We start from the raw sequence: 24096 nt of genomic DNA, 5'->3' as shown, positions 1-24096 counted from the left end.
CTTACGCCTCCTTCTTGGTCGAAGCAACAGAGCTGGCAGCCACGGACGCAGCACCCGCAGCACCGCCCGCAACATCGAAGCGAGCGACATCCGCGGCACTCGCGCGACCGGTCACGATGTCAAACGCCAGCTCCTCGGCCTGCGCATGCGTCTTGCCGGCAGCCTCGCCCGCGGAGACAATCGCCAGCACGCGCTCGTACTCGGTCGGAATGACCTTCACAAAGTGCTTGCTCATCGTCTCAAAGCTGTAGAGCAGCTTAATGCCGCGCGGGCTCTGCGTCGCGTCCACGTGCTCCTGGATGAGCTCGCGAATCTGCGCCAGCTCGCCGGCCGTCGGGGCCTTGAGCTCAACGCTCTCGTGGTTCACGCGGGCACTGAGCGTGCCGTACTGGTCAAAGACATAGGCCACGCCGCCTGTCATGCCGGCAGCAAAATTCTGCCCGACCTCGCCCAGGATGAGCGCCAGACCGCCCGTCATGTACTCGCAGCCATGGTTGCCGCAGCCCTCGACCACCACGGTGGCACCGGAGTTGCGCACGGCAAAACGCTGGCCGGCAAGACCGTTAATGAAGCCGCGGCCGCTCGTGGCGCCAAAGAACGCAACGTTGCCCACGATGATGTTCTCGTCGAACTTGTAGGTCGCATGCGGGTTGGGGCGCACCGACACCTCGCCGCCCGAAAGGCCCTTGCCAAAGTAGTCGTTGGCGTCGCCGCACACGTTGAGCGTAATGCCACGCGGCAGGAAGGCGCCAAAGCTCTGACCAGCCGAGCCATCGCAATCGATGGTGATGGAGCCGGCGGGCAGGCCCTCGGGATGCGCCTTGGTCACCGCGTTGCCCAGGATGGTGCCCACGCAGCGGTTGACGTTGGCGATATCGGCGCGGAAGCGAATCGGACGCAGGTGCGCACGGGCATCGGCCGTATAGGGCACAAACAACGTGGAGTCGAGCGTCTTGTCGAGCTCACTGTCCGCGGCCATCTGCGGCAGGAAGTGGCGACCGTCGGCACCCGGGATATGAGCACCGAACTCGCAGGTCGCGCTCGCCAGCACGGGCGACAGATCGAGCAGGTTGGCCTTGCGGTTGCCCGGGATCTCGATCTGGCGCAGGCACTCGGGATGGCCAACCATCTCGTCGACGGTGCGGAAGCCCAGGCTCGCCATGACCTCGCGCAGCTGCTCGGCAACAAAGAGCATAAAGTGCTCAACGTGCTCGGGCTTACCGCGGAAGCCGCGACGCAGACGGCAGTTTTGCGTGGCGATGCCGGCCGGGCAGGTATCCTGCTGGCAGTCGCGCTGCATGAGGCAGCCCATGGAGATGAGCGGCATGGTCGCAAAGCCAAACTCCTCGGCGCCCAGCAAGCAGGCGACGGCAACATCGGTGCCGTCCATGAGCTTGCCGTCGGCCTCGAGCACCACGCGTGAGCGCAGACCGTTTTGCAGCAGCGTCTGCTGGGCCTCGGCAAGACCAAGCTCCAGCGGCAGACCCGCATGCCAGATGGAGTCGCGCGCCGCGGCACCCGAGCCGCCATTGTGGCCGCTGATCAAGATCTTGTCGGCAGCACCCTTGGCCACACCGGTGGCGATGGTGCCGACGCCGGCCTCGCTGACCAGCTTGACCGACACGCGCGCGCCGGGGTTGGCGTTCTTAAGGTCAAAGATCAGCTCTGCCAGGTCCTCGATGGAGTAGATGTCGTGGTGCGGCGGAGGCGAGATCAGGCCAATGCCGGGCGTGGACTGACGGACCTCGGCGATCCAGGGATAGACCTTCTTGCCGGGCAGGTGGCCGCCCTCGCCGGGCTTGGCGCCCTGGGCCATCTTGATCTGAATCTCGAAGGCGCTGCAAAGATAGCGGCTCGTCACGCCAAAGCGCGCACTTGCCACCTGCTTGATGGCGGAGTTCTTGGGATCACCGTTGGCCAGCGGGGTCTCGCGATGCGGGTCCTCGCCGCCCTCGCCCGAGTTGGAGCGTCCATGCAGGCGGTTCATGGCGATGGCCATGCACTCATGCGCCTCTTTGCTGATGGAGCCATACGACATGGCGCCGGTGTTAAAGCGGCGGACGATGTTGAGCGCGGGCTCCACCTCGTCGAGCGAAACCGGCGTGCGGCCGCTGGCATTAAAGTCGAGCAAGTCGCGCAGGCGCACGGCACGGCCGGTGCGGTGCAGGCGGGCGCTGTACTCCTTAAAGGTGTCGTAGCTGTCCTCACGGCAGGCGGTCTGCAGCAGGTAGACAGTCTGCGGATCGATGAGGTGATCCTCGCCGCCGAGCGGGCGCCACTTGGTCAGACCCAGCGTGGGCAACTGATCAGGAGCCGGGCTCTTAAGGATAGCGAGCGCGGCGTCGTAGCGCTCGTTTTGCTCGCGCTCAACGTCCTCGACACCCATACCGCCCACACGGCTCACCGTGCCGGCGAAGTACGCGTTGACGAACTCCGGCGTAAAGCCCACGGCCTCGAAGATCTGCGCCGAATGGTAGCTCTGCACCGTGGAGATGCCCATCTTGGACATGATGGAAACGATGCCGGCGGTCGCAGCCTTGTTGTAGTTGTCGATGCCCTGCCCGGCCGTCACGTCCAGGTCGCCGCGTGCCGCCAGATCGCGGATGCACGCATGTGCGTTGTACGGATAGATACCGCTCGCGGAGTAGCCCACCAGCGCCGCAAAGTCGTGCGGGGACACGGCGTCGCCGCACTCCACCACGATGTCGGCAAAGGTACGCACGCCGGCGCGGATCAGGTGGTTGTGCACGCAGCCCACGGCGAGCAGCGACGGCACGGGCACCTCACCCGCAGCGGCACGATCGCTCAACACCACAATGTTCACGCCATCGCGGACCGCAGCCTCAACGTCCTCTGCAAGCTGCTTGAGCGCAGCCTGCAGCGCGCCCTCGCCGGCATCGCGGCGGTAGACGGCACGGAAACGGCGGGTCTTAAAGCCCACGCGGTCGATGGCGCAGATGCGGTCAAACTCCTCCTCGCTCAGCAGTGGGCGCTCCAGGCGCACCAGCTGGCAGGCCGTACGGGAGTCCTCGAGCAGGTTGCCGTGGTTGCCCAGGTAGAGCGTGGTCGAGGTGACCATATGCTCGCGAAGGGCGTCGATGGGCGGGTTTGTGACCTGGGCGAACAACTGATAGAAGTAGTCAAAGAACGAACGCGTCTTCTTGGACAGGCAGGCCAGCGGCGCATCGATGCCCATCGAGGCGAGCGGCGCCTTACCCTGCTGGGCCATGGGACGCACAACCTCGTCGACGTCATCCCAGTGGTAGCCGAGCTTGGCCATGCGCACGGCAGCGGGCACCTCGGCGTCCTCGGCGGGCGTTGCCGCAACGGGCTCATCGAGCGCGTCAACGGTCAGCGTCTCCTCGGCAATCCAATCACGGTAGGGCGTTTCCTTGGCATAGCGGGCGCGCAACTCATCGTTGTAGATGACGCGCCCGCGGGCAAAGTCGACCTCGAGCATCTGGCCCGGCCCCAGACAGCCGCTCGTCAGGATGTTCTCGGGGCTCACCTCGATGGTGCCCACCTCGCTTGCCAGCATAAAGCGACCGTCGCGCGTCACGTAGTAGCGAGCCGGACGCAGGCCGTTACGGTCGAGGGCAGCGCCCAGGGTGCGACCGTCGGTAAAGGCGATGGCCGCCGGGCCATCCCATGGCTCCATGAGCATGGACTGGTAAGCGTCGTAGGCGCGGCGCTCCTCGCTCAGGCTGTCGTTATGGTCCCACGGCTCGGGCAGCAACATGGACGCGGCGCGCGTGAGCGGGCGACCGTTCATGACCAGGAACTCGAGCACATTGTCCAGAATCGCGGAGTCGGAACCCTCGCGGTTGATGATGGGCATCACGCGCTCAAGATCGTGCTGTAACACGGGGCTGTACAGGTTGGGTTCGCGGGCGCGAATCCAGTTGACGTTACCCTTGAGGGTGTTGATCTCGCCGTTATGGATAATAAAGCGGTTGGGGTGCGCACGCTCCCAGCTAGGCGTGGTGTTGGTGGAGTAACGCGAGTGGACGAGCGCCACGGCCGTCTTGACGGCGGCGTCGTTGAGATCGATGAAGAAGCGGCGCATCTGTGTGGCGACCAGCATGCCCTTGTACACGATAGTGCGCGAGCTCATGGAGCACACGTAGAAGATCTTGTCGCGCAGGGCGAACTCGGTGTCGGCCTTTTTCTCGATGGTGCGGCGGCACACGTACAGACGGCGCTCGAAGGCGTCACCTGCCGGCGTGTCGTCGGGGCGGCCCAGGAAGGCCTGCAGGATAGTAGGCATGCAGGCACGGGCCGTCTCACCCAGGTCGTGCGGGTCGACGGGCACCTCGCGCCAAAAGAGCAGCGGCACGCCGGCCTCGGCGCAGCCCTCCTCAAACACGCGACGGGCATCCTCTACGCCCTTGTCGTCCTGCGGGAAGAACAGCATGGCCACGCCATAGTCGCCCTCTGCCGGCAGAATCTGGCCGCACTTTTGGGCCTCTTTACGGAAAAAGTGATGCGGAACCTGGAACAGGATGCCAGCGCCGTCGCCGGTGTTCTTCTCGAGTCCCGTGCCGCCGCGGTGCTCCAAGTTGACCAGAATGGACAGCGCGTCGTCCAGAATCTGGTGATGGCGCTCACCGTTGATATCGGCAAGCGCGCCGATGCCACATGCATCGTGGTCGAATTCGGGGCGATAAAGGCCCTGCTGCTGAGCGGAATCTGCCTGCATCGCGATCCTCCCCTAGATATTAGTCAGTCAGTTGAATAGGCATACTAGGAGCATCGCCGGCCCGCTGTGTTTCCCGCCCGTTTCGAAACAATCGCGTAACGCACGCAATTATTTTTTTAGTCGTGGTTAACTTTAAAGTCTAAAACGGGTATCCTTTGCGGCGTCAAGCAAACGGCACGTCGCCCATACACAGGAATCGACCATGCTCAACCATCTCAAACAACACTTTGGCTCCCGACGCACCGGTGGTCACGGAGGCCTAGACATTGCGCGGCATATCGGCCCCGGGCTGCTCGTGACCGTCGGCTTTATCGACCCGGGCAACTGGGCCTCCAACATGGCCGCGGGCTCGCAGTTTGGCTACGCGCTGTTGTGGATCGTCACGCTGTCCACGATTATGCTCATTGCGCTGCAGCACAACGCGGCGCACCTGGGTATCGCCACGGGTGCCTGCCTTGCCGAGGCCACGACCCGCTTTCTCCCCCGCATCGTGGGACGCGCGGTGCTCGGCAGCGCCTATCTCGCGACTGTCGCCACCGCCATGGCCGAAGTCCTGGGTGGCGCGATTGCCCTTCAAATGCTCTTTGGGCTGCCCGTGCGCGCGGGCTGCGTCATCGTGGCGGCAGTATCGATGGCGATGCTCATGACGAACTCCTACAAGCATGCCGAACGCTGGATCATCGCCTTCGTAGGCGTGGTAGGACTCTCGTTTTTGGCCGAGCTTGCACTAGTCAAGGTCGACTGGCCGCAAGCCGCCGCAAGCTGGATCACGCCTAGTATGCCCACTGGCTCTGCCGCGATTATCGTGAGCGTTCTGGGTGCGGTCGTTATGCCACACAACCTTTTTCTGCACTCCGAGGTCATCCAATCCATGCACTTCGAAGGCCAAGGCGAGCAGGTTATCGAAGAACGTCTGCGCTATGAGCTCTTCGACACGCTCTTTTCGATGGGCGTGGGCTGGGCAATCAACTCGGCCATGGTCATCCTGGCCGCAACGACCTTCTTTGCGCACGGCATTGTCGTAGACGACCTCGCCGTCGCAGCGGCCACGCTCTCCCCCATCTTGGGCCCGGCGAGCTCGACCATCTTTGCGGTAGCGCTGCTGTTCGCGGGTCTCTCGAGTAGCGTGACGGCGGGCATGGCGGCAGGCACCATCACTGCGGGCATGTTCGACGAGGAATACGACATCCACGACCGACATTCCTCGATCGGGGTGGCGGCCTGTTTCGTCGGCGCAGTGACGGCATGCCTGGTCGTCTCAAATCCTTTTGAAGGTCTCATCTGGAGTCAGGCACTGCTGTCGCTTCAACTGCCGATTACGGTCTTTGTGCTCATACGGCTCACCAGTTCACCCCGCGTCATGGGCAAATACGCCAATTCGCGCCCGCTCAACGCGTTGCTCGCAGGGATCGGTGTCGTCGTGACGATTCTCGATGTCGTGTTGTTGACAGGGATGTAATGGGGCGGGGCACCTACTCAGGCAAACGTCTCGATCTGTAACATCTAGACCCGCTTTCGATGTCTAGATGTTACAGATTGAGATCTTCTGCCGGACGGTTTTGGTTTGTCTCGATATGTAACAAGTGGGCCCAATTTCCACCGTTAGATGTTACAGATTGAGACAAAAGGTCGGTCGGACTCACAACAGACAGGATCGGTCAACAGCAACCGTGATCCCTTGGGGGCGGAGGAAAAGGACCCCGGCCGAGAATTCGACCGAGGCCCTTGGACAGAGCTATGTTCGGCTTTCGCCGTGTGTCTGCGAGCTACTCCTCGACGAGCTCAAACTGATCGGGACCGACGCCGCACACCGGGCACACATAATCCTCGGGCAGCTCGGGCGTATCGACCTCAACCTCGTAACCGCAAACGACGCACACGAACTTATACGTCTTCTTCTCCTCAGCCATGATGTTCTCCTCTCAAACGCGACTGGTGATGTACTTCATTTATCAGTATAGATTCTCAATAATATAATGCAAGTATTTTTAAAACATTTCTAGCCTTGATACGAGGACGCCTTCGGAGGCGTCTTGCCCTTCAGGACCTTATGGTAGTAATCGTAGGTGAGCGGCGTCTCGTCACTCAAGCGCTCGGCATCCTCGACCTCGCCGATAAACAGTAGATGCGTGCCAACATCCACAGTGTCGATCAAATGGCAGCTAAACAGGGCCGCCGCGTGCTCGGGCACATAGGGCATGCCCAGAGCCGTCTCGCGGGTCTCGTATTTGGCAAACTTGTCATAATCGCTGCTAGTGCGGAACCCAAAGTTACCGATGTAGAGCATATCGGCGGTCTGATCGATCACGGTCAGCGCGAACGCTTTGGCCGAAGCGATGACGCCCGAGGTGACGTTGTCCTTGTTCACGGCAACCGAAATGCGCGGCGGCATGGACGTCACCTGCACCGCAGTGTTGATGACGCAGCCGGCGCGCAGCCCGTCTGCCGCGGCGCTCACCACGTACAGACCGCTCGGCATGGTAAAGAACGCAGTTTTGTCCATAACAATCACTCCCCTAACCCGGGTTGGAACCTCATGGATGTATGTACCCACAAAAAAGGCGGCGCCCACAACGGACACCACCTTTGAGACATATGTGTCAAAACAGTATAAGCAAGATGAGACGCCCGCAGTTGCGGTGAAATAAGGACTGAATAGCCCCTCAAACAGGCAAAACAGTCCGTATTCCACCGCAACTTATACAGAACGCCTAGCGATTGCGCTCCTTGAGGGCGCGGTCGATCTCGCGCTGGACATCGCGCTTGGCCATATCCTCGCGCTTGTCGTAAAGCTTCTTGCCGCGGCCTAGGCCCAGCAGCAGTTTTACGCGACCGTCGGTATTAAAGTAGAGCTCCAACGGAACCAGCGCATAACCACGGTTGCGAAGTTTGCCGTCAAGAAAGTCGATCTCCTTGCGGTGCAGCAGCAGACGGCGCCGACGGTCGGGATCGCGATTCCACACGCCACCATGGCTATAAGGGTGGATATGCAGGCCGACGAGCCAGCACTCACCGCCACGAATCAATGCAAAGGTATCGGTGATCTGGCAGGCGCGCTCGCGAATCGACTTGACCTCGGTGCCGCTCAGCTCAATACCGCACTCAAACGTCTCATCGATAAAGTACTCGTGATGTGCCGAGCGATTCTTGGAAATGAGCTTGCGCTCGCGCTTACTGGGCATCGCCGGCCTCCTTGGCGCCATCGGCGTTTGAGCCCGCAGCCTCGCGCTTTGCCCTGCGCTCGGCATTAAGCTCGGCATCGCTCTCGCGCACCAGCTTGATAATCGCCGCGCATGCCTCCTCGCCCACCAGGTCGCGGGCACGGACCGTCAGACGCGTAGCCTCCTGCTTGTCGCCGTCGCTTGCAGCATCGGTCGCGCACATGATCAGGCAGATGGCGATCTCGGCCGAAGGCGAGGTCGGCACGCCCTGCAGGGCGAGCTCACCCATCACATGGTCGTCACTCTCGTCCGCGGCATCCGGATAGGTGGTATGGATCTTGTTGAGCAGGCGCGTCGTATGCGCATCATTGGGCGCCAGGCGCAGCGCCAGACGCGCGCAGCCCACGGCTGCCGAAATGTTCTCGGTCTCGGGCTCCAAGAAGTACTGACCCAAGTTGGTGTAGGCACGTGCGGCGCACTTACCGTCGCTCGCGCGCTCCAGCACCGAGAACGAGAGCGATGCCCACTCCTGCTTGTCCTCGAGCGCGCGGAACAGCTCGGCCAAGTCCAAGCGATAGTTGCAGTTCATGGGATCCCAACGCACGGCCTGCATCAGGGCATTCCGAGCACTCACATAATCCTGCTGGCGAATGTAGGCAAACGCCATGTCGGAGTACAGGCGGTCAAAGGGAACCTCGACCTGCACCAGCTCGCGCGGATCCTTCTCCACGCGGCGATAGGCCAGGCGCTCAAACTTGCTGTCGAAGCTAAAGTACTGGCGCTTCTCCTCCGTCTTGCACTCAGCGTCGATATACTCCTCGGCGAGCTCCACCAGACGCTCAAGCAGCGGCGTCGCCGTAGCCAGGTCGCCCTGCGCCAGATAGTTCTCGGCATACGTGATGTCTTCCAAGCTGATAGGCAGGTCCATGACAACTCCTCGGTCCGGGCGGCAGACTCAACGCGCGCCTTAAATATCGGTCAATACACAAAACCCGGGTCTCTTACGAGGCCCGGGCGTTCAATTTTGGTAGCCCGTACCAGATTCGAACTGGTGATCTCCGCCTTGAGAGGGCGGCGTCCTAAACCGCTAGACGAACGGGCCATATGTAGCAAATGCAATGGCTGGGATGGAGGGAGTCGAACCCCCATTGACGGAACCAGAATCCGCTGTCCTGCCATTAGACGACATCCCAATGACTGCATCGCTGCGCTCGGCTGTGCCTTTGCGCAAGAAAGAAATATACGGGAAGTCCGGCCGTGACGCAAGCCCCAATTTTGACTTTTTTGAAATTCAGTCAAATACGGCCAACACGTGAAGGACCTGTGAAGTCGACCGCTGCACACGAAGGGCAAAACGCCGCGAGCGGTAGCCGTCAACCGTTGGCAGATTCTACCGCGAAAACGATAGCACCAGGCAACACAATCGAAGTATCAATGATCACGTAGATATCGAGGCGCCATGGACGAAGAGCTTGATTACCTATGGGAGACCCTGGGCCTCGAGATCACTGCTGACCTTTGGCCCGAACGGGACAAAATCCATCCCACTCTGCGCCCCGCCATCACGGTGATGCAGGCAAAATACCGCCGTGCATCCTTTTTGATCATGCGGATGTCATGGCACGCGGGACTCCCCGACCTTAAGCGAATCCAGGCAAGCCTCGTCGAGCTGTCCGGTATGCCGACTGTCATATCCGAGGCGCACCTGGAGCAGCGACAGCGCGAGCGACTGCAACAGCAGCGGATTCCCTTTATCTGCCCCGGTGTTCAGGCATATCTGCCCTTTATGGACGAGGAGTACTGGAGCGGCAAGCCCAACAAGCACGTAAAGGTCTACGATCCGCACGAATGGGCACAGCTCGAGGATTGAGCCGAGCGAGCCCGCCGATGGAAAACACGTCCCACCCTGAGCACTCAAAACGGGTCGCACTTTCCGCAGCCGCTACAGCAACGCCTCGACCCAAGCCGATTCCCTAAAGCCGGGAATCGCAAAGTCGTCGCCCACCAGCAGTGGGCGCTTGACCAGCATGCCGTCGGTCGCCAGCAGCTCGTAGCACTCCCGATCCGTCATGCCCGCATCTAGACGTGCCTTCAGGCCCAGCTCTCGATATTTCATGCCCGACGAATTAAAGAAGCGCCGCACCGGCAGTCCCGAACGAGCAATCCAGGTCGCAAGCTCATCAGCCGCGGGATTGTCCAAAACGATATCGCGGTCGATATACTCTACCCCGTGTTCGTCCAGCCATGCCTTGGCCTTCTTACAGGTCGAGCACTTGGGATATTCAACAAACAGTACGGTCATGGAAATCCTCCGAATATAGATCGGCCAACGCAGGCACACGCCACACGAGGCGCCTTCGCATGATGGGCCAATTGTAGCCCACGGGTCACACGCTAAACGAACCGTACCCCGAATCCGCGTTTGATGAACGGCAGCAGCTCCATTGCCTCGGGCGTGATATGACCCGCAACGTTCATGCGCTCGTCACCGGGAAGATCGACCCGCGCAATCTCAAGCTCGCCTTCGTAGCGCCCATAGCCGCTATTGCTCACAGCGATCGACCCCGCCTTTCGCGGCAGGCCGGCACCGGCATCCATCGGCACGGAATCCGGCTTAAGCGTCGTACGCGACTCCTGAGACCTAAAGATGAGGGTGCTCGAATCGGGTCGGTCGTGATGAATCTGCCCACGTACATAGGCATAACCGGGCTCAAGCTCGCATTGCAGGTCCACGTATCCGGCGGAAACATGAGCAAACTGCGTCCAGCCCGCATCGGAAAGATCGGGGTCGCCGACCAACACAATGTCGCAATCGGCGCCATGTGCAAGCTCAAGCATATTGAGAGCAACCTTTGACGCGCGACCGCGCTGCGCCTCGACCGTCGGCAGTCCCTCGAATACCGGCCCGCGAACGTTGGCATCACCCGGCACAAAAGCCATGATTTCGAATCCAAGCGCCGCAAGACGAAGATTCACCCGAGCAATGTCCTCCAGAGCTAAACCGGTATAAGGCTTGGGGTAAAAATTGTGGCAGGCGGCAAAACGAGTCACATCGGCACCGGCCTCACGCCACGATGCGATTTCAACAGAACTCACCGTCGATGCATTGACCACAATGCGAAATACACCGGACAGCTCCGCGACCCGCTGGGCGCTAAAGCCATAGTCCAAACGAAGGTATTCCAACCCCAGATCGCGCAGGTCCTCGATGCGCTCAAGCCCGAGCAAATCACACGTGCGAGGCCCCACATCGGCAGTGAGCGCAATGCCGCGGGCGGAGAGCAGCGACAGCACATGACGGACCTTATCGGCATACGCCGCTCCCCCATCCTCGGGAATATGCAGTGAGGTGAACGCGTAGCGCGCACCCGCCGCGGCACCACGCTCAATCGTCCGCTCAATATCCTGCAGAGGGCTGGAAAGATAAATCGAAATACCCGTTTTCACGCTACAACGCTCCTTTAAAAAAGGCCGGCGGAGCAGTTAGCCCCGCCGGCACAACCATAGCATCAAGAAATCTGCCGCGCGCTGCGAGCCCTGAGCAACACGGCTCGCGATATCAAACTATTCGCCAAAGAACTCGTTGATCTTCTGCTCGTCGACGCCAAAGAACCACGTCAGGACAAAGCCGGCGGCATAGGCAAGCAGCATAGCGGCAACGTAGCCGAGCTGCTGGCCTGGAACGACGATCAGCAGGCCAAACAGACCGGAAACGCCCTGAGAAACCGTGCCGATGTGAAGCAGCGCCGCGAGCGCGCCGCCAAATCCGGCACCCAGGCAGGCCGTCACAAACGGACGAACGAGCGGCAGCGTAACGGCATACATCAGAGGCTCGCCCACACCGAGGATTCCAACGGGAATGGACTCTGCGACGTACTTCTTGAGCTTGGCGTTCTTGGTCTTAAAGTACAGCGCCAGACCGGCACCGACCTGGCCGCCGCCAGCCATCATAAGGATGGGAAGCAGGTAATTGATGCCCTTGGTAGCACCGTCGGGATCGTTGAGCATAGCGTGGATCGGCGTGAGCGCCTGATGCAGGCCGACGGAAACCAGCGGCAAGAAGCCTGCCGACAGGATATAGCCGCCCAGGACGCCCAGCTTCTCGAAGATAAAGGTAAGGACGCTAAAGATCGCCGTCGTCAGCCATGCGCCAACCGGCTGGATGACGAGCATCAGAGCAAAGGCGCCGATGATGAGCACCAGCAGCGGGGACAAGAACGTGTCGAGTGCGTTGGGCATAACCTTGCGAATCTGACGCTCCATCCAGGCAAAAAATGCGCCAGCGATAAGAGCCGCGATCATGCCGCCCGCTGCGGGGTTGTACTGCGCATTGGTGAGCGGCAGCAGAATGGCAGTGGCAGGATCAGCCGCGCCAGGCGCAAGCAGGGGCATGGCACTGTTGGCGATACACATCATGCCGGCGATGCCGCCCAGCGCAGCGGAGCCGCCAAACTCACGTGCCGCGTTATAGCCCACCAAGATGGGCAGATAGGCAAACAGGGCCCAGCCCATGGAACGAATGCCCTGGTACCACCACTCGCCTGCAAGCGCGCCTGCCGTCGAGACGTTAATGACGTTGCAGATACCGTTGATGAGGCCAGCCGCAATGATGCCGGGAAGCAGGGCGACGAAGACATTGGAAATCTTCTTGAGGAAGGCCTGAACCGGCTTGGACTCGTACTTTGCCTTCTGCGCGGCCTTGTTTGTGGCCGCAGCGTCAACCACGCTCTCGTCGGCAACGCCTTTCGCAAGGCCGGTGAGCTTGGAGAACTCCTCGAGCACCTTATTCACCTTGCCCGGCCCCAGCACGATCTGCATCGTGTCGTCCTCGACCAAGCCCATCACGCCGTCGAGTGCCTTAATACCCTCCGTGTCGACGCTGCCCGTGTCTTTGACGGTCATGCGCAGGCGCGTCATGCACGCCGCGTTTGCGAGCACGTTGTCTTTACCGCCCAAAAGGTCCAGCAGCTTTTGAGCCAGCTCTTTGTTCGTCATAACTCCTCCTTGTATTGGGTATCTCGTTTGGATGTCATATCAGCTCACGCCGCGCACCTATTGGGCATCGGCATTGCTCTTCTCATGGCCACTCACCGCAGCACGGACATGGCCTCGCGCTCGCTCAAGAGCTACCGCAGCCTGCTCGACATCGCAGTCCAGCAGTACCGAGACAATAGCGGTTTTTACGTGGCCGCCGGCATCTGCAAGCGCCTGAATAGCGCGCTCGCGCGTGCAGCCGGTCGCCTCCATCACGATGTTCTGGCCGCGCACCACCAACTTCTCGTTCGTCTGCTGCACATCGACCATCAGGTTTTGGTATACCTTGCCGATCTTGACCATGGCACCGGTCGAAATCATGTTGAGAATGAGCTTTTGAACCGTTCCCGCCTTGAGCCTCGTTGAGCCGGTCAGCACCTCGGGACCGGACACGGGTTCAATGGCAAGATCTGCGCTCTCCCCGATCTTCGACCCTTGGTTGCAGGCAATTGCAATGGTCTTGCACCCAGTTGCCTTGGCGTACACAAGGCCGCCCACCACATAGGGAGTACGGCCGCTTGCCGCCAGGCCAACGACAAGATCCTTGTCCGAGAGTCCACGCTCCCGCAGGTCGCTCGCGCCAAGTTCCTCGCTGTCTTCGGCACCTTCGACAGCCTTGATAAACGCCGTCTCGCCTCCGGCAATGAGCCCGACAATCAGATCGGGTGACACGCCAAACGTGGGCGGACACTCCGAAGCGTCGAGTACGCCCAGACGACCGCTGGTGCCTGCGCCCATGTAAAAGACGCGCCCGCCGCGCTCGAGTGCCTCAGCAGCCCAGTCGATTGCTGTGGCAACCTGAGGCAACACCTTCGTGACCGACTGGACGGCACGAAGATCCTCATCATTCATCGTCGTGACGATTTGCAGCGATGTCATCGTATCGAGGTCCATTGAACTTTGATTACGCTGTTCGGTCGTGAATTTTGTTAAATCGAGCATTTCATTCACCTCATCTTTCCTGTTTCTCGATGTAGTTTTGCTTAATGACATGCGTCGCCCGTTCGTAGTCGCTGGCAACGTAAGCAGCGTACAGGGCATCGACAACCATAAGCTGGGCCATACGCGAAGCCATGGCACCGCTGCGGACCAAGGGTTCACTCGCAGCGACGCCGAGCACGGCATCGGCCACGGTGGCAAGCTTGGATGATCCATCTACTTTGGTAACGGCCACAACGGGACAGTTGTGACGTTGAGCCTCGGCGGTGCAGTCCAGCACCTCTTGCGTCAAGCCCGAGTAGCTAAAGGCGATTGCCATATCGCCCTCATGCATGTTCTTGGCACACAAGAGCTGATCATGCCAGTCGTCGTACAGATGGCACTCCTTGTCGACACGCATGAGCTTTTGCGCCAGATCGTGCGCGACCAAACGAGAGGCACCGATACCGAACAGATTGACCGCACGTGCCCGCTTAAGATAGGCCGCACATCGCTCCAAGACGGTGTAATCGAGCGTTCGCGCCGTCGCTTCGATCGTGCGCACGTTGCTTTTCATCACCTTCCCCACGATACGTTCGACGCTGTCATCCATGGAGATGTCCTCGAGGGCAACGTCTTTCTTGTCACCCAAGAGCGCCAGCTCGGCAATCAGTTCGCGCTGGAACTCCTTGTAGCCCGCAAAACCCAAGCGCTTGCAAAAGCGCAAAATGCTCGAGGGCGAGGAGAACGTGGCATCGGCAAGACCGCGGACGGACAGCCCGACCACCTCGTGCGGATGAGCGCTTACATATGCGATGACATTGCGTTCCGCCGGGCTCGCGCTGAGCTCACGCTCGCGAAGCCGCAAAAGCAATCCGTTTGCCATCTCAAACACCTCCGTTGAGAAGAATTAAAGACCAACGAACGATTCGTACCGGATACAAATAGCTTTTACGGTACATTGTGCCGCATCGTGGCGCACAAAGGGCGAGCGTTCTACCGCTCGCCCCTCAAATCCGACCGCTCGGAAATACGCGCGACACAAAACAATTCAACAAGGTCGCATTATCAGAAACGGGTTTGTTACCGGCTAGTGCCTCGCATGGGCGCCGATGGGGCGCGTCGCGTGGTGCACCCATGCGGAGACCAGCAATACCAACAGCATGGCGGTGACATAGCCCGCGGCATCGAAGCCCAGGTCGATCATGTCGAAATGACGACCAGGAACAAAGATCTTGTGCACTTGGTCGCCGACAGAGCAGACGGCGCAAAAGAGCGCAGCGAGTGCGTACCGGAATCGCGCGCATGGCAGGCATTCGCCCAGGCATGCCACTGTCGTCGAAGCAAACAGTCCTACAAAGAAGAACTCAACGGTATGTGCGACGCGACGAATGTTGGCGCCCATCCACAGCCGAACGGGCGCAAGCGGGTCGGGATGAACGGTGGCAGTCGTTGAATCCGCGCCCTCGACGGCATCCCCTGCCTGGGACTCCTGAGCGGCGTCGGGTCGCACGTCCGCGGCCCGTCCTTCCACCGCGCGCGCAGTGGACTCGCTGAGCGACGACGTCTGCTCCACGTTTTGCTCCGTCAGCATCCAAATACTTGCCAGCGTCACGACCAGCAGGACAACCGAAATCCATCCGACTATGTGCTTCACACGCGCCAAGGGCTAACCTCCGTCATTTTTTGAGCAGCAGCGAGTGTACCCCCAAATGCAGTTGTCGCCGCAGCGAAATCCAAAATGTTCGAATCGGGGCGCCAAAGGACCGTGGCGCCCCTACTCCATCTCGCGCATCCAGCGATCGAACGTCCCCACGCACACGCCTAGCCGTTTTGCCGCCTGACTCCGCGTGATATCACCCGCCTCGTAGGTATCGCGCACCAGCTCGAATTGCGGGGGACAGGGCTTGCGGGGCCGGCCAAAGCGCACGCCGCGCGCTCGCGCCGCCGCAATGCCCTCGGCTTGGCGCCGGTGAATGTTCTCGCGCTCCACCTGCGCCACATAGCTCAGCAGCTGCAAAACAATATCGGCAATCAACGCACTCGTCACGTCCGACCCACCACAGTCTCTGGCACGCGTGTCGAGCAATGGCATGTCCAGCACCACGATGGCGGCGCCGAGCTCTTTGGTTATGCACCGCCATTCCTCGAGGATCTCGCTGTAGTTACGGCCCAGCCGATCAATGGAAAGTACCACCAGCACATCACCGGAATCCAACGCGCACAGCAGCTCGCGATACCGCGGTCGATCGAAGTCCTTGCCACTCGCATGGTCGGCAAATATATTCGCCGGTTCCACGCCATAGGCGCCCAGCGCATCCAGCTGCCGATTCAGATTTTGATCACGCGAGCTCACCCGCGCATACCCGTACACCGTTGTCATCTCATCCCCGCTCTCTCGTAAACCTCCCAAAAAGGGACAGGTTTATTTTGGTAGGTTTTATCTCCCCTATAGCAGGCGGAAGACGCAAGCGCGCGAGCGGAAAGACGACTGAGCCGGCACAAAAAAGGCGGCCCCAAAAGACCGCCCCGTTCTCTATGAATCACCAGATTCCGGCTAATGAATAAGCCTGAAATCCAAGTGCCCGCGCGTGGTGTTGACGCGCGAGACCTCGATGATCACGCGCTGCCCCAGCTCGTAGCGAGTCCCCGTGTCGGCACCCGTGAGCGTGAGCGCGTCCTCATCAAACTCAAACCACTCGTTGCCCAGACTCTTGATCGAAACCAAACCCTCAACCTGTGTCAGATCAAGGCGCACAAAGAGGCCCATGCTGCTGACCCACGAAATCGTTCCGGCGTAGCGCTCACCCAGGCGATCCTCGTAATACTGGGCGATCTTGATCTTTTGCGTCGCATGGCTGGCGGCGTCGGCCGCACGCTCGGCATCGCTGCACGCGCGGCAGATTTGCGGCAGGATGCGCGGCAGGGACTCGCGACCCTTACCGATCAGCCGCGGCGTACGCACCAAGGCGTCCTTGCCGCCCAGCTGCTCATATGCCAGCTGCAGCTTGAGTACGCGATGCACCACCAGGTCGGGATAGCGGCGAATGGGACTCGTAAAGTGGCAATAGCACGGCGCGGCAAGTGCAAAGTGACCCTCGTTGCGCGGCTTGTACAGTGCGCGCTGCATACTGCGCAGTAGCAACGTGTTGACGAGCGGCGCGTTGGCCGTACCGGCTGCGGCATCAACCGCCGCCTGCAGCTCGTCGGGGCTTCCCAGAGCAATGCCTGCCGCGCGACGGTCATCGATGATACCCAGCTGTGCCAGCGCCACGGCGGCACCGTGCAGGCTGTCGGGGCTGGGATCGTCGTGCACGCGATAGCAGGCCTCGATATCGCGGTCGGCTAGCCACTCCGCCACGCACTCGTTGGCCAGCAGCATGGCTTCCTCAATCAGCGACGTGGCACACGAGCGCTCACGGGCCACGATCTGCACGGGCACACCGTCCCCATCCAACAGCGCACGGATCTCGGCCGTATCAAAGTCGACCGAACCGCGCGCGCGACGAATACGACGGCGAAGCTCGGCGAGCTCGTTGGCAGCTACGAGGAAATCCCCCAAGTCGACGTTATAGCCGCGGGCGGTTTTCTCGCACGCAAGCCCGCGCTCGAGCGCTTCCTCGCGCGAGGCTTCAACCGCGGCAACATCCTCGGCGGCGCCCTCCAGCACCGAATACTCCACCGCACCGGCACGTACCAGCAGCGCCTCGGCGCCGTCGTAGTCCATGCGCACGCGCGAGCGGATCACGCTGGGATAGGGATCGTAATGGCGCACGCGACCCTGCGCGTCGAGCTCAATGTCGACGGTAAACGCCAAGCGGTCCTCGTCGGGACGCAGCGAGCACAAATCGTTCGACAGGCGCTCGGGCAACATGGGCAGCACGCGATCGGCAAGATACACCGACGTCGTGCGATGGCGAGCTTCCAGATCGATATGTCCGTCCCAGGCGACATAGTGCGAAACGTCGGCAATATGGACACCCAGCTTGTAGCCACCCTCGGGCGTGCGCTCCAGCGAAATGGCGTCGTCAAAGTCGCGCGCGTCGACCGGGTCAATCGTAATGACAAAGCGGTCGCGCAGGTCGCGGCGGAGCGGGTCCTTGAGCGCCGAGGCCACATCGAGCGAAAGTGCCTCGGCCTCGGCTAGCGCGGCCTCGGGATACGTATCGGTATAGCCATAGCGCGCCATCACATACTGAACGCCCAAATCGGGCGCATCATCGCCGCCAATACGGCGCTCGATCGTCACGGTGCCCGATTCCAGACGCGTCGGATATGTCAGAATGCGCGCGACGACCGCATCGCCCGGATGAACACCCAAGCGCTCCGCCGAGGTGTCCTCCGGCAGAATAAAGAAATCGGCCTTAAGGCGAGAATCAAGCGGCTCGATCACCCCGAGCGGGCCGGCGGTCTGGTACGTGCCCACCACACTAATGGCCGCACGCTCGACGACGCCCTCGATTACGGCGCGTCGCTCGCCATGCGGGCTGTTCTTAATACTTACGGCAACGGTATCGCCGTCCATAATCTCGCGCTTGCCGCGGCCCATGACCTTGTAGTCGCCGTTTTCGGTTACAACGTAGGCGCTATGCTCATGGAGCTGCACGCGTCCGGTCAGACTCGGGCGACGCTCGCTGCGCACCGGCCCGCGCTTATTGCGAGCTCCACGCTTATGCTTGTTATTGCGCCCCATGGCGCCTCCTTACTATCGATGGCCGCTTACACCCCAAGAGTCTACCCAAATGATCCCTAGGGGACAAAAAACGGGCCGCCCCCAAAAGAGACGACCCGTTGAAGGAACGAATTCCAAGCACGCCTACACGCGCAGATAGCGGCGCATGGCGATGGCGGAACCAAAGAGACCGATAATGACGCCGACCAAAATCAGCGCGGCATAGGTCACCAGGTAGTACTGCATCGGCAGCGCAAACGACATCCAGCCGATGCTCTCCTGCAAACGCGGAACCATCAAGTTACGCAGCAGCTCCAGCACGCCGATGGAAAGCAACGAGCCCAAAATGGCCTGCAGCACGCCCTCGGTAATGAACGGCCCGCGAATGAAGCCGTTGCTTGCGCCCACCAGACGCATGATCGCGATCTCACGACGACGCGCCGTAATGGACAGGCGAATCGTGTTGTTAATGAAAATGAACGCGATAAAGGTCAGCAGACCGACGAGCACTACAGCGGCGATACGGATGTAGTTCGTCACCTGGAACAGGCGGCTCACTTCCTCCTGGCCGTACAGAACGCTCGCGTTAACGTCGCCGTCGTCCGCGATCTTCTGAAAATCGGCGTTCTTCTTGAGCTTCTGGGCCGTGCTCTCGACCATGGACGGATCGTCCATCTCGATGGCATACGAAGCCGGCAGCGGGTTCTGACCGTCGAGCGCGCTCATGGTAGCGTCGGCGTTACCCGACATCTTGCTCGTGTACTCGGCCAGCGCGTCGTCCTTATCCTTGTACGTCACGGACTTGACGTTGCTCCACGTCTTGAGCTCGGCCTCAAAGGCCTGAACATCTGCCTGGTCGGCGTCATCGCTAATAAAGGCGTTGATGACGACCTGATCCTCGACGGTGCCGATCACGGAGTTCAGCATCGCGGAGCCCATGATGAACAGGCCGATGATAAACAGCGAAAGGAAGATCGTGATGACGGCGCCGAGCGAGGTAGTCCAGTTACGGAAGAAGTGACTGATTGCCTCTTTGAAGGAGTAGCCCACGTTAGTTGGTGCCATAGTTGCCGTAACCTCCCCTCTCCTGGTCGCGGATAACGTGGCCGCCCTCGAGGGCGATCACGCGACGGTGCATGCTATCGACCATCTCGCGGTCGTGCGTGGCGACGATCACGGTGGTGCCGGTGCGGTTAATACGCTCAAGCAGCTTCATGATGCCCAGCGAGATCGCCGGGTCGAGGTTACCCGTGGGCTCGTCGCAGATCAGCAGCGGCGGACGGTTGACCATAGCGCGGGCGACGGCGACGCGCTGCTGCTCGCCACCGGAAAGCTGGTCGGGCAGCGAGTCCATCTGATCGGCCAGACCGACCAGACGCAGCACCTCCGGCACCTGGCTGCGAATGACGCCCTTGGGCTTGCCGATGCACTGCAGGGCAAACGCCACGTTTTCGTAGGCGGTCTTTTGCGGCAGGAGCTTAAAGTCCTGGAACACGGCGCCAATCTGACGACGCAGGAACGGAACCTTGCGGTTCTTGATCTTCATGAGATCCTGGCCGGCGACCAAAATGCGACCGCTTGTGGGCTTGACGTCGCGGTTGAGCGTCGACAGCAGCGTGGTCTTACCCGAGCCGGAGTGACCGACCAAAAAGACGAACTCGCCCGGATAGATCTCGATGTTGATGTCGTCGAGTGCGGGCTTGTTGGGCTGCGCCGGATAGATCTTGGTGACGTGCTCCATAAGGATGACGGGCTCGACACCGGCCTGCTTGGCCATCTTTTTGCGGCTGGCCTGCGGGTCGATGGGCGCAAACACCGACGTGAAGTCGGGGTTGTTGAGCGCGCTGTCGAGGCTTGCAACCTCGGCGGCCTGATCGCGCTCGACCACGGGAGCCGCAGGCTGCGTGGGGTCGGGAATGCCGGCAAAAAGACCGGACTGCGCGGGCTGCGGCGCGGGAGCCGCAGGGGCCAAGGGGTCGGGGATGCCGGCCATGGTAGGCTGCGGCGTGGCGGCGCTCATCTGAGGCTGAGCCACGCGGGCGGTCACCGTCTGAACGGGCTCAAAGCCAGCCGTGCCGGAAAGCGCAACATCGTTGTTGGGATTGTAGGCAAAGGGATCTGCCGCCGGCTGTGCCTGATCTGCCGGCTGTGCGGGGATCGGGCTAAACAGCTGATCCTCTGAATCCGGAGTGGCGAAACGACTGCCCGCGACGCTCGGCTGCGTCTTGGGGGCTTCATCGCCCGCACCGGAGGTACGGAAGTGGTTACCCACTGGTGCTCCTTATCGTCGTGCGTTTAAACTACATGAGCGCTTTACATTTTAGCAGCATTAGCTTTGCTGCACATAAGAAGCATGGCGGGCTTTGGGATCCCACCGGCCGGGCGCAGGGTTACCTCCCAAATCGTCCTCGCGCATGGCCGGCATTTGTCCTGCTCCTGCGGAGCTGCGGACAAACGCCGGCCTGCGCTGCGGAAAGATTTGGGAGGTAACCCTGCGCCCGGCCTGCGGCTACTATGGGGCCGACGCACCAACTTGAGATGCTGCGCATACAAAGTTGGAAGGGTCTGAATTGCACTTTGTTGGGATGGGCCCGTTTCCCCATGGGAACTTTGCTTGGCAGGACTCTAATTTAAATTCAACAAAAACAGGGGCGCCCTCTTTGGGGATGCCCCTGTTCTGGCTTGGATGTGGTTGTTGAGACGATACTTTACCTCGTCTTGCCTTATGCCAAGAACTCCTTGGTGGTCGCCACGATGTTGGCGGCGTCCAGGCCGTACTTGTGCAGGAGCTCGGCACCCGGGCCGGACTCGCCGAAGGTGTCGTTGACGCCAATCTTCTTGAGCGGCGTCGGGCACTGCTCGCACAGAACATCGGCAACGGCGCTGCCCAGGCCACCGATCACGGAGTGCTCCTCGACGGTCACGACGTGGCCGGTCTTGGTGGCGCTCTTGACGATCAGGTCGGCATCGATGGGCTTGATGGTGTGCATGTTGATGACCTCGGCATCGATGCCCTCGGCAGCAAGCTGCTCAGCGGCCTCGAGAGCCTCGCCGACCATCAGGCCGCAAGCGATGATGGTGACGTCGGCGCCCTCGCGCATGACGATGCCCTTGCCCACCTCGAACTTGTAGGTCTCGGGGTCGTTGATGACCGGCGAGGCCAGACGGGCAAAGCGCATGTACACGGGGCCGTCGCACTCGTAGGCGGCGCGCGTCACGGCGCGGGCCTCGACGTCATCGGCGGGAACAATCACGGTCATGCCGGGGATAACGCGCATGAGGGCGATATCCTCGCAGCACTGGTGCGTGGCGCCATCCTCGCCTACCGAGATACCGGCGTGCGTGGCACCGATCTTGACGTTAAGGTGCGGATAGCCGATGGAGTTACGGACCTGCTCAAAGGCGCGGCCGGCGGCGAACATGGCAAAGGTGCTCGCAAAGGCAACGCGACCGGTGGTTGCGATACCGGCGGCAACACCCATCAGGTTGCTCTCGGCAATGCCCACATCGAAGAAGCGGTCGGGGCAGGCGGCCTTAAACTTGCCGGTCTGCGTGGCGGCGGCCAGGTCGGCGTCGAGGACCACAAAGTCATCGTGCTCGTTGGCGAGCTCGACGAGGGCCTCGCCGTAGCTTACGCGCGTGGCGATTTTCTTGACGTCTGCCATCCTAGAGCTCCTCTCCGGCGGCCGTGAGCTCTGCCATGGCCTGCTCAAACTGTTCATCGTTGGGGGCCTTGCCGTGCCAACCTACCTGGTTCTCCATAAAGGAAACGCCCTTGCCCTTGGTGGTCTCGGCGATAATGGCGGTCGGCTGACCCTTGGTGGCGCGGGCCTCGGCAAAGGCGGCGCGGATCTGATCGAAATCGTTGCCGTCGGCAAGCTCCACCACGTGGAACTTGAAGGCGCGGAACTTGTCGGCGAGCGGCATGGGGTCGTTGACTTCCTCGACGGGGCCGTCGATCTGCAGGCCGTTGTGGTCGACGATCACGCAGAGGTTGTCAAGCTGCTGGTTGCCGGCAAACATGGCGGCCTCCCAAACCTGGCCCTCCTCGCTCTCGCCGTCGCCCAGCAGGGCGTAGGTGCGATAGTCGTCGCCCCAGTGCTTGGCGGCAACGGCCATGCCCACGGCGGCGGAGATGCCCTGGCCGAGCGAACCGGTGGACATGTCAACGCCCGGGGTGTCGTTCATGTTGGGGTGACCTTGCAGATGGCTGCCGATGTGGCGCAGCGTCTTGAGATCCTCCTTGGGGAAGAACCCGCGCTCGGCAAGCACGGCGTACAGGCCAGGTGCGCAGTGACCCTTGGAAAGCACGAAGCGATCGCGGTCGGCCTTGCGGGGGTCGGCCGGGTCGACGTTCATTTCCTCAAAGTACAGATAGGTCATGATGTCGGCAGCGCCGAGCGAACCGCCCGGATGGCCGGACTTGGCAGCGTGCACGCCGGTGACGATGCCCTTCCTTACCTCGTTGGCAACCTTTTTGAGCTCTTCGTCGCTCATTGTGCCTTCCTTTCATCCTCATTAGACAAAATGCGCACGGCACCGAAGGTAATCCCAACACAGCCGCAATGCACGTACGTCATTCATTATGCTGGAAACTGATGGCTTTACCAGAGTTTTTATCATTATTTGAACAATTTAGCAGGCAGAACCGCTGATGAAACGGTTTATCAATGTGAACGTCTTTTGGATGGAACGCGGTCGCCCCTACGCGCTAATGTCCTTGAATCCCTCGCCGAAGGCTTCCGTAACGTCAGCGACCGTCACAATGGCGTGAGGATCGCGCTCGCGCACGATCGTCTTGAGGGTATTGAGCTCTCGACGGCTCACGATGACCATAATCACCGGCTTCTCGGCACCCGAATACATGCCAGTCGCCTTAAACTTGGTACAACCACGACCCAGGCCATACATGATATCGGCAGCAATATCAGGGAACTTGTCCGAGATGATGAGTACCATACGGCGCTTGTTGCCACCATCGACCACGGCATCGATCACGTAGCCGCTAATGACCATCGAAAGGCCTGCATATAGAGCGTTTTCGATTGAAAAGACCGGAGCCGACAGCGCGCATACGGCAACATCGATCGCCATGACGGTCGAGCCCACCGGCAGCGAGGTGTTACGCGAGATGATTTGGCCAATCGTGTCCGAGCCGCCGGTGTTGGCGCCGGCGCGCAACACCATGCCGTAACCGATGCCCGTAATAATGCCGCCCCACATGGCAGGAAGCATCAGGTCCGCATCCGCCAGAGGTGCTACAAACGGGGCGAACAGATCGGTAAAAAAGCCCAGCAGCACAAAGCCCGTCGCGGTCTGCACCACGTAGAACATGCCGCCCTCGCGCATAACGACCAACAACAGCAAGGCGTTCATCACGATCGTCTGAATACCAACGGGAAGCGATAGGCCGCGCGATGCACCGACCGCCTGGATAATGGTGGCAAGGCCCGTAACGCCACCGGCAGCAAGGCCGTTGGGGATCAAAAACAGGTCGGTCGCAATAGCGGCCAGAGCGCACCCCAACATAATCTGGGGCAGGTCGTGAAAGAAGTTCATCGAAAGAATGCGCTTGATGTCCAGACGATATGCCATGCTGCCTCCCTCAAAAA

General features: G+C 60.8%; 20 protein-coding genes and 2 tRNA genes. 2 read left to right on the top strand and 20 right to left on the bottom strand.

The genetic code is table 11. The annotated features are described in order from the left end of the window. Nucleotide 1: 1 nt before the first annotated feature. A complete protein-coding gene (gene gltB / locus PMX72_RS03010) occupies nucleotides 2-4699 on the bottom strand; it encodes a glutamate synthase large subunit (protein ID WP_271728990.1) in 4698 nt (1565 codons plus the stop codon). A gap of 202 nt (nucleotides 4700-4901) precedes the next feature. Here gltB and PMX72_RS03005 point away from each other — a divergent pair, with 202 nt between their 5' ends. Further along, nucleotides 4902-6158 (top strand): Nramp family divalent metal transporter, encoded by a 1257-nt coding sequence (locus PMX72_RS03005; protein WP_271728991.1) that lies wholly within the window; start codon nucleotides 4902-4904, stop codon nucleotides 6156-6158. Between the two features lie 307 nt (nucleotides 6159-6465). Here PMX72_RS03005 and PMX72_RS03000 read toward each other — a convergent pair whose 3' ends face one another. The 6 genes from PMX72_RS03000 to PMX72_RS02975 form a co-directional block, all read right to left on the bottom strand. Beyond that, entirely contained in the window at nucleotides 6466-6609 is a 144-nt protein-coding gene (locus PMX72_RS03000; RefSeq protein WP_055251878.1) for a rubredoxin-like domain-containing protein, read from the bottom strand. 89 nt (nucleotides 6610-6698) lie between these two features. Next, the gene (locus tag PMX72_RS02995) at nucleotides 6699-7202 is read right to left on the bottom strand and encodes a flavin reductase family protein (protein ID WP_055251877.1); all 504 of its coding nucleotides are present in this window, start codon (nucleotides 7200-7202) and stop codon (nucleotides 6699-6701) included. 208 nt (nucleotides 7203-7410) lie between these two features. Further along, the gene (gene smpB, locus PMX72_RS02990) at nucleotides 7411-7881 is read right to left on the bottom strand and encodes an SsrA-binding protein SmpB (protein ID WP_006235325.1); all 471 of its coding nucleotides are present in this window, start codon (nucleotides 7879-7881) and stop codon (nucleotides 7411-7413) included. Then, a complete protein-coding gene (locus tag PMX72_RS02985) occupies nucleotides 7871-8788 on the bottom strand; it encodes a tetratricopeptide repeat protein (RefSeq protein ID WP_117564212.1) in 918 nt (305 codons plus the stop codon). Before PMX72_RS02985 ends, smpB begins: the two co-directional genes overlap by 11 nt. Before the next feature lie 97 nt (nucleotides 8789-8885). Beyond that, a tRNA-Glu gene (locus PMX72_RS02980) sits at nucleotides 8886-8962 on the bottom strand. 17 nt (nucleotides 8963-8979) lie between these two features. After that, a tRNA-Gln gene (locus PMX72_RS02975) sits at nucleotides 8980-9053 on the bottom strand. Nucleotides 9054-9319: 266 nt separating this feature from the next. Here PMX72_RS02975 and PMX72_RS02970 point away from each other — a divergent pair. Then, nucleotides 9320-9730 carry a hypothetical protein gene (locus tag PMX72_RS02970; protein ID WP_117564211.1) on the top strand — a complete coding sequence of 137 codons (411 nt, stop codon included), beginning with the start codon at nucleotides 9320-9322 and terminating at the stop codon, nucleotides 9728-9730. 72 nt (nucleotides 9731-9802) lie between these two features. Here PMX72_RS02970 and PMX72_RS02965 read toward each other — a convergent pair whose 3' ends face one another. The 13 genes from PMX72_RS02965 to PMX72_RS02905 form a co-directional block, all read right to left on the bottom strand. Further along, on the bottom strand, nucleotides 9803-10162 hold the full coding sequence (locus PMX72_RS02965) for an arsenate reductase family protein (protein ID WP_118270211.1): 360 nt from the start codon (nucleotides 10160-10162) through the stop codon (nucleotides 9803-9805). Nucleotides 10163-10254: 92 nt separating this feature from the next. After that, a complete protein-coding gene (locus PMX72_RS02960) occupies nucleotides 10255-11307 on the bottom strand; it encodes a MupG family TIM beta-alpha barrel fold protein (RefSeq protein WP_271728993.1) in 1053 nt (350 codons plus the stop codon). 117 nt (nucleotides 11308-11424) lie between these two features. Further along, nucleotides 11425-12855 (bottom strand): PTS transporter subunit EIIC, encoded by a 1431-nt coding sequence (locus PMX72_RS02955; RefSeq protein ID WP_271728994.1) that lies wholly within the window; start codon nucleotides 12853-12855, stop codon nucleotides 11425-11427. A gap of 57 nt (nucleotides 12856-12912) precedes the next feature. Then, complete coding sequence (gene murQ, locus PMX72_RS02950) at nucleotides 12913-13836, bottom strand: N-acetylmuramic acid 6-phosphate etherase (protein WP_271728995.1); 924 nt, start codon at nucleotides 13834-13836, stop codon at nucleotides 12913-12915. A gap of 10 nt (nucleotides 13837-13846) precedes the next feature. Further along, nucleotides 13847-14698 carry a MurR/RpiR family transcriptional regulator gene (locus PMX72_RS02945; RefSeq protein WP_117655743.1) on the bottom strand — a complete coding sequence of 284 codons (852 nt, stop codon included), beginning with the start codon at nucleotides 14696-14698 and terminating at the stop codon, nucleotides 13847-13849. 204 nt (nucleotides 14699-14902) lie between these two features. Further along, entirely contained in the window at nucleotides 14903-15469 is a 567-nt protein-coding gene (locus PMX72_RS02940) for a VanZ family protein (protein WP_271729001.1), read from the bottom strand. A 120-nt stretch (nucleotides 15470-15589) separates the two neighbouring features. After that, nucleotides 15590-16195, bottom strand: a complete 606-nt coding sequence (locus tag PMX72_RS02935) for a recombinase family protein (RefSeq protein WP_271728996.1) — start codon at nucleotides 16193-16195, stop codon at nucleotides 15590-15592. A gap of 174 nt (nucleotides 16196-16369) precedes the next feature. Next, on the bottom strand, nucleotides 16370-18505 hold the full coding sequence (locus tag PMX72_RS02930) for a ribonuclease R family protein (protein WP_271728997.1): 2136 nt from the start codon (nucleotides 18503-18505) through the stop codon (nucleotides 16370-16372). Between the two features lie 123 nt (nucleotides 18506-18628). Further along, the gene (ftsX, locus tag PMX72_RS02925) at nucleotides 18629-19549 is read right to left on the bottom strand and encodes a permease-like cell division protein FtsX (protein ID WP_271728998.1); all 921 of its coding nucleotides are present in this window, start codon (nucleotides 19547-19549) and stop codon (nucleotides 18629-18631) included. After that, nucleotides 19536-20756 carry a cell division ATP-binding protein FtsE gene (gene ftsE, locus PMX72_RS02920; protein WP_118384605.1) on the bottom strand — a complete coding sequence of 407 codons (1221 nt, stop codon included), beginning with the start codon at nucleotides 20754-20756 and terminating at the stop codon, nucleotides 19536-19538. The genes ftsX and ftsE overlap by 14 nt, the downstream gene beginning before the upstream one ends. Nucleotides 20757-21207: 451 nt before the next feature. Beyond that, nucleotides 21208-22149: a transketolase family protein gene (locus tag PMX72_RS02915; RefSeq protein WP_117843070.1), complete on the bottom strand. Its 942-nt coding sequence runs from the start codon at nucleotides 22147-22149 to the stop codon at nucleotides 21208-21210. A 1-nt stretch (nucleotide 22150) separates the two neighbouring features. Then, entirely contained in the window at nucleotides 22151-22981 is an 831-nt protein-coding gene (locus PMX72_RS02910; protein WP_195405094.1) for a transketolase, read from the bottom strand. A 207-nt stretch (nucleotides 22982-23188) separates the two neighbouring features. Further along, entirely contained in the window at nucleotides 23189-24079 is an 891-nt protein-coding gene (locus PMX72_RS02905; RefSeq protein ID WP_035137417.1) for a YitT family protein, read from the bottom strand. Nucleotides 24080-24096 lie beyond the last annotated feature (17 nt).

The sequence above is a fragment of the Collinsella aerofaciens genome (assembly GCF_028207065.1).
GTDB lineage: Bacteria > Actinomycetota > Coriobacteriia > Coriobacteriales > Coriobacteriaceae > Collinsella > Collinsella aerofaciens_AR.
Note: the sequence above shows the minus strand (reverse complement) of the source record. Positions and strands in the feature narration are given on the sequence as shown.

Bases quoted from the DNA above. Each gene is read 5' to 3' on its own strand.
- PMX72_RS02935 (WP_271728996.1), bottom strand. From the start codon at position 16,195: ATGACAACGGTGTACGGGTATGCGCGGGTGAGCTCGCGTGATCAAAAT.
- PMX72_RS02970 (WP_117564211.1), top strand. From the start codon at position 9,320: ATGGACGAAGAGCTTGATTACCTATGGGAGACCCTGGGCCTCGAGATC.
- PMX72_RS02905 (WP_035137417.1), bottom strand. From the start codon at position 24,079: ATGGCATATCGTCTGGACATCAAGCGCATTCTTTCGATGAACTTCTTT.
- PMX72_RS02995 (WP_055251877.1), bottom strand. From the start codon at position 7,202: ATGGACAAAACTGCGTTCTTTACCATGCCGAGCGGTCTGTACGTGGTG.
- murQ (WP_271728995.1), bottom strand. From the start codon at position 13,836: ATGCTCGATTTAACAAAATTCACGACCGAACAGCGTAATCAAAGTTCA.
- gltB (WP_271728990.1), bottom strand. From the start codon at position 4,699: ATGCAGGCAGATTCCGCTCAGCAGCAGGGCCTTTATCGCCCCGAATTC.
- PMX72_RS02985 (WP_117564212.1), bottom strand. From the start codon at position 8,788: ATGGACCTGCCTATCAGCTTGGAAGACATCACGTATGCCGAGAACTAT.
- PMX72_RS03005 (WP_271728991.1), top strand. From the start codon at position 4,902: ATGCTCAACCATCTCAAACAACACTTTGGCTCCCGACGCACCGGTGGT.
- smpB (WP_006235325.1), bottom strand. From the start codon at position 7,881: ATGCCCAGTAAGCGCGAGCGCAAGCTCATTTCCAAGAATCGCTCGGCA.
- PMX72_RS02965 (WP_118270211.1), bottom strand. From the start codon at position 10,162: ATGACCGTACTGTTTGTTGAATATCCCAAGTGCTCGACCTGTAAGAAG.
- PMX72_RS02945 (WP_117655743.1), bottom strand. From the start codon at position 14,698: ATGGCAAACGGATTGCTTTTGCGGCTTCGCGAGCGTGAGCTCAGCGCG.
- PMX72_RS03000 (WP_055251878.1), bottom strand. From the start codon at position 6,609: ATGGCTGAGGAGAAGAAGACGTATAAGTTCGTGTGCGTCGTTTGCGGT.
- PMX72_RS02930 (WP_271728997.1), bottom strand. From the start codon at position 18,505: ATGGGGCGCAATAACAAGCATAAGCGTGGAGCTCGCAATAAGCGCGGG.
- PMX72_RS02955 (WP_271728994.1), bottom strand. From the start codon at position 12,855: ATGACGAACAAAGAGCTGGCTCAAAAGCTGCTGGACCTTTTGGGCGGT.
- PMX72_RS02915 (WP_117843070.1), bottom strand. From the start codon at position 22,149: ATGGCAGACGTCAAGAAAATCGCCACGCGCGTAAGCTACGGCGAGGCC.
- ftsX (WP_271728998.1), bottom strand. From the start codon at position 19,549: ATGGCACCAACTAACGTGGGCTACTCCTTCAAAGAGGCAATCAGTCAC.
- PMX72_RS02910 (WP_195405094.1), bottom strand. From the start codon at position 22,981: ATGAGCGACGAAGAGCTCAAAAAGGTTGCCAACGAGGTAAGGAAGGGC.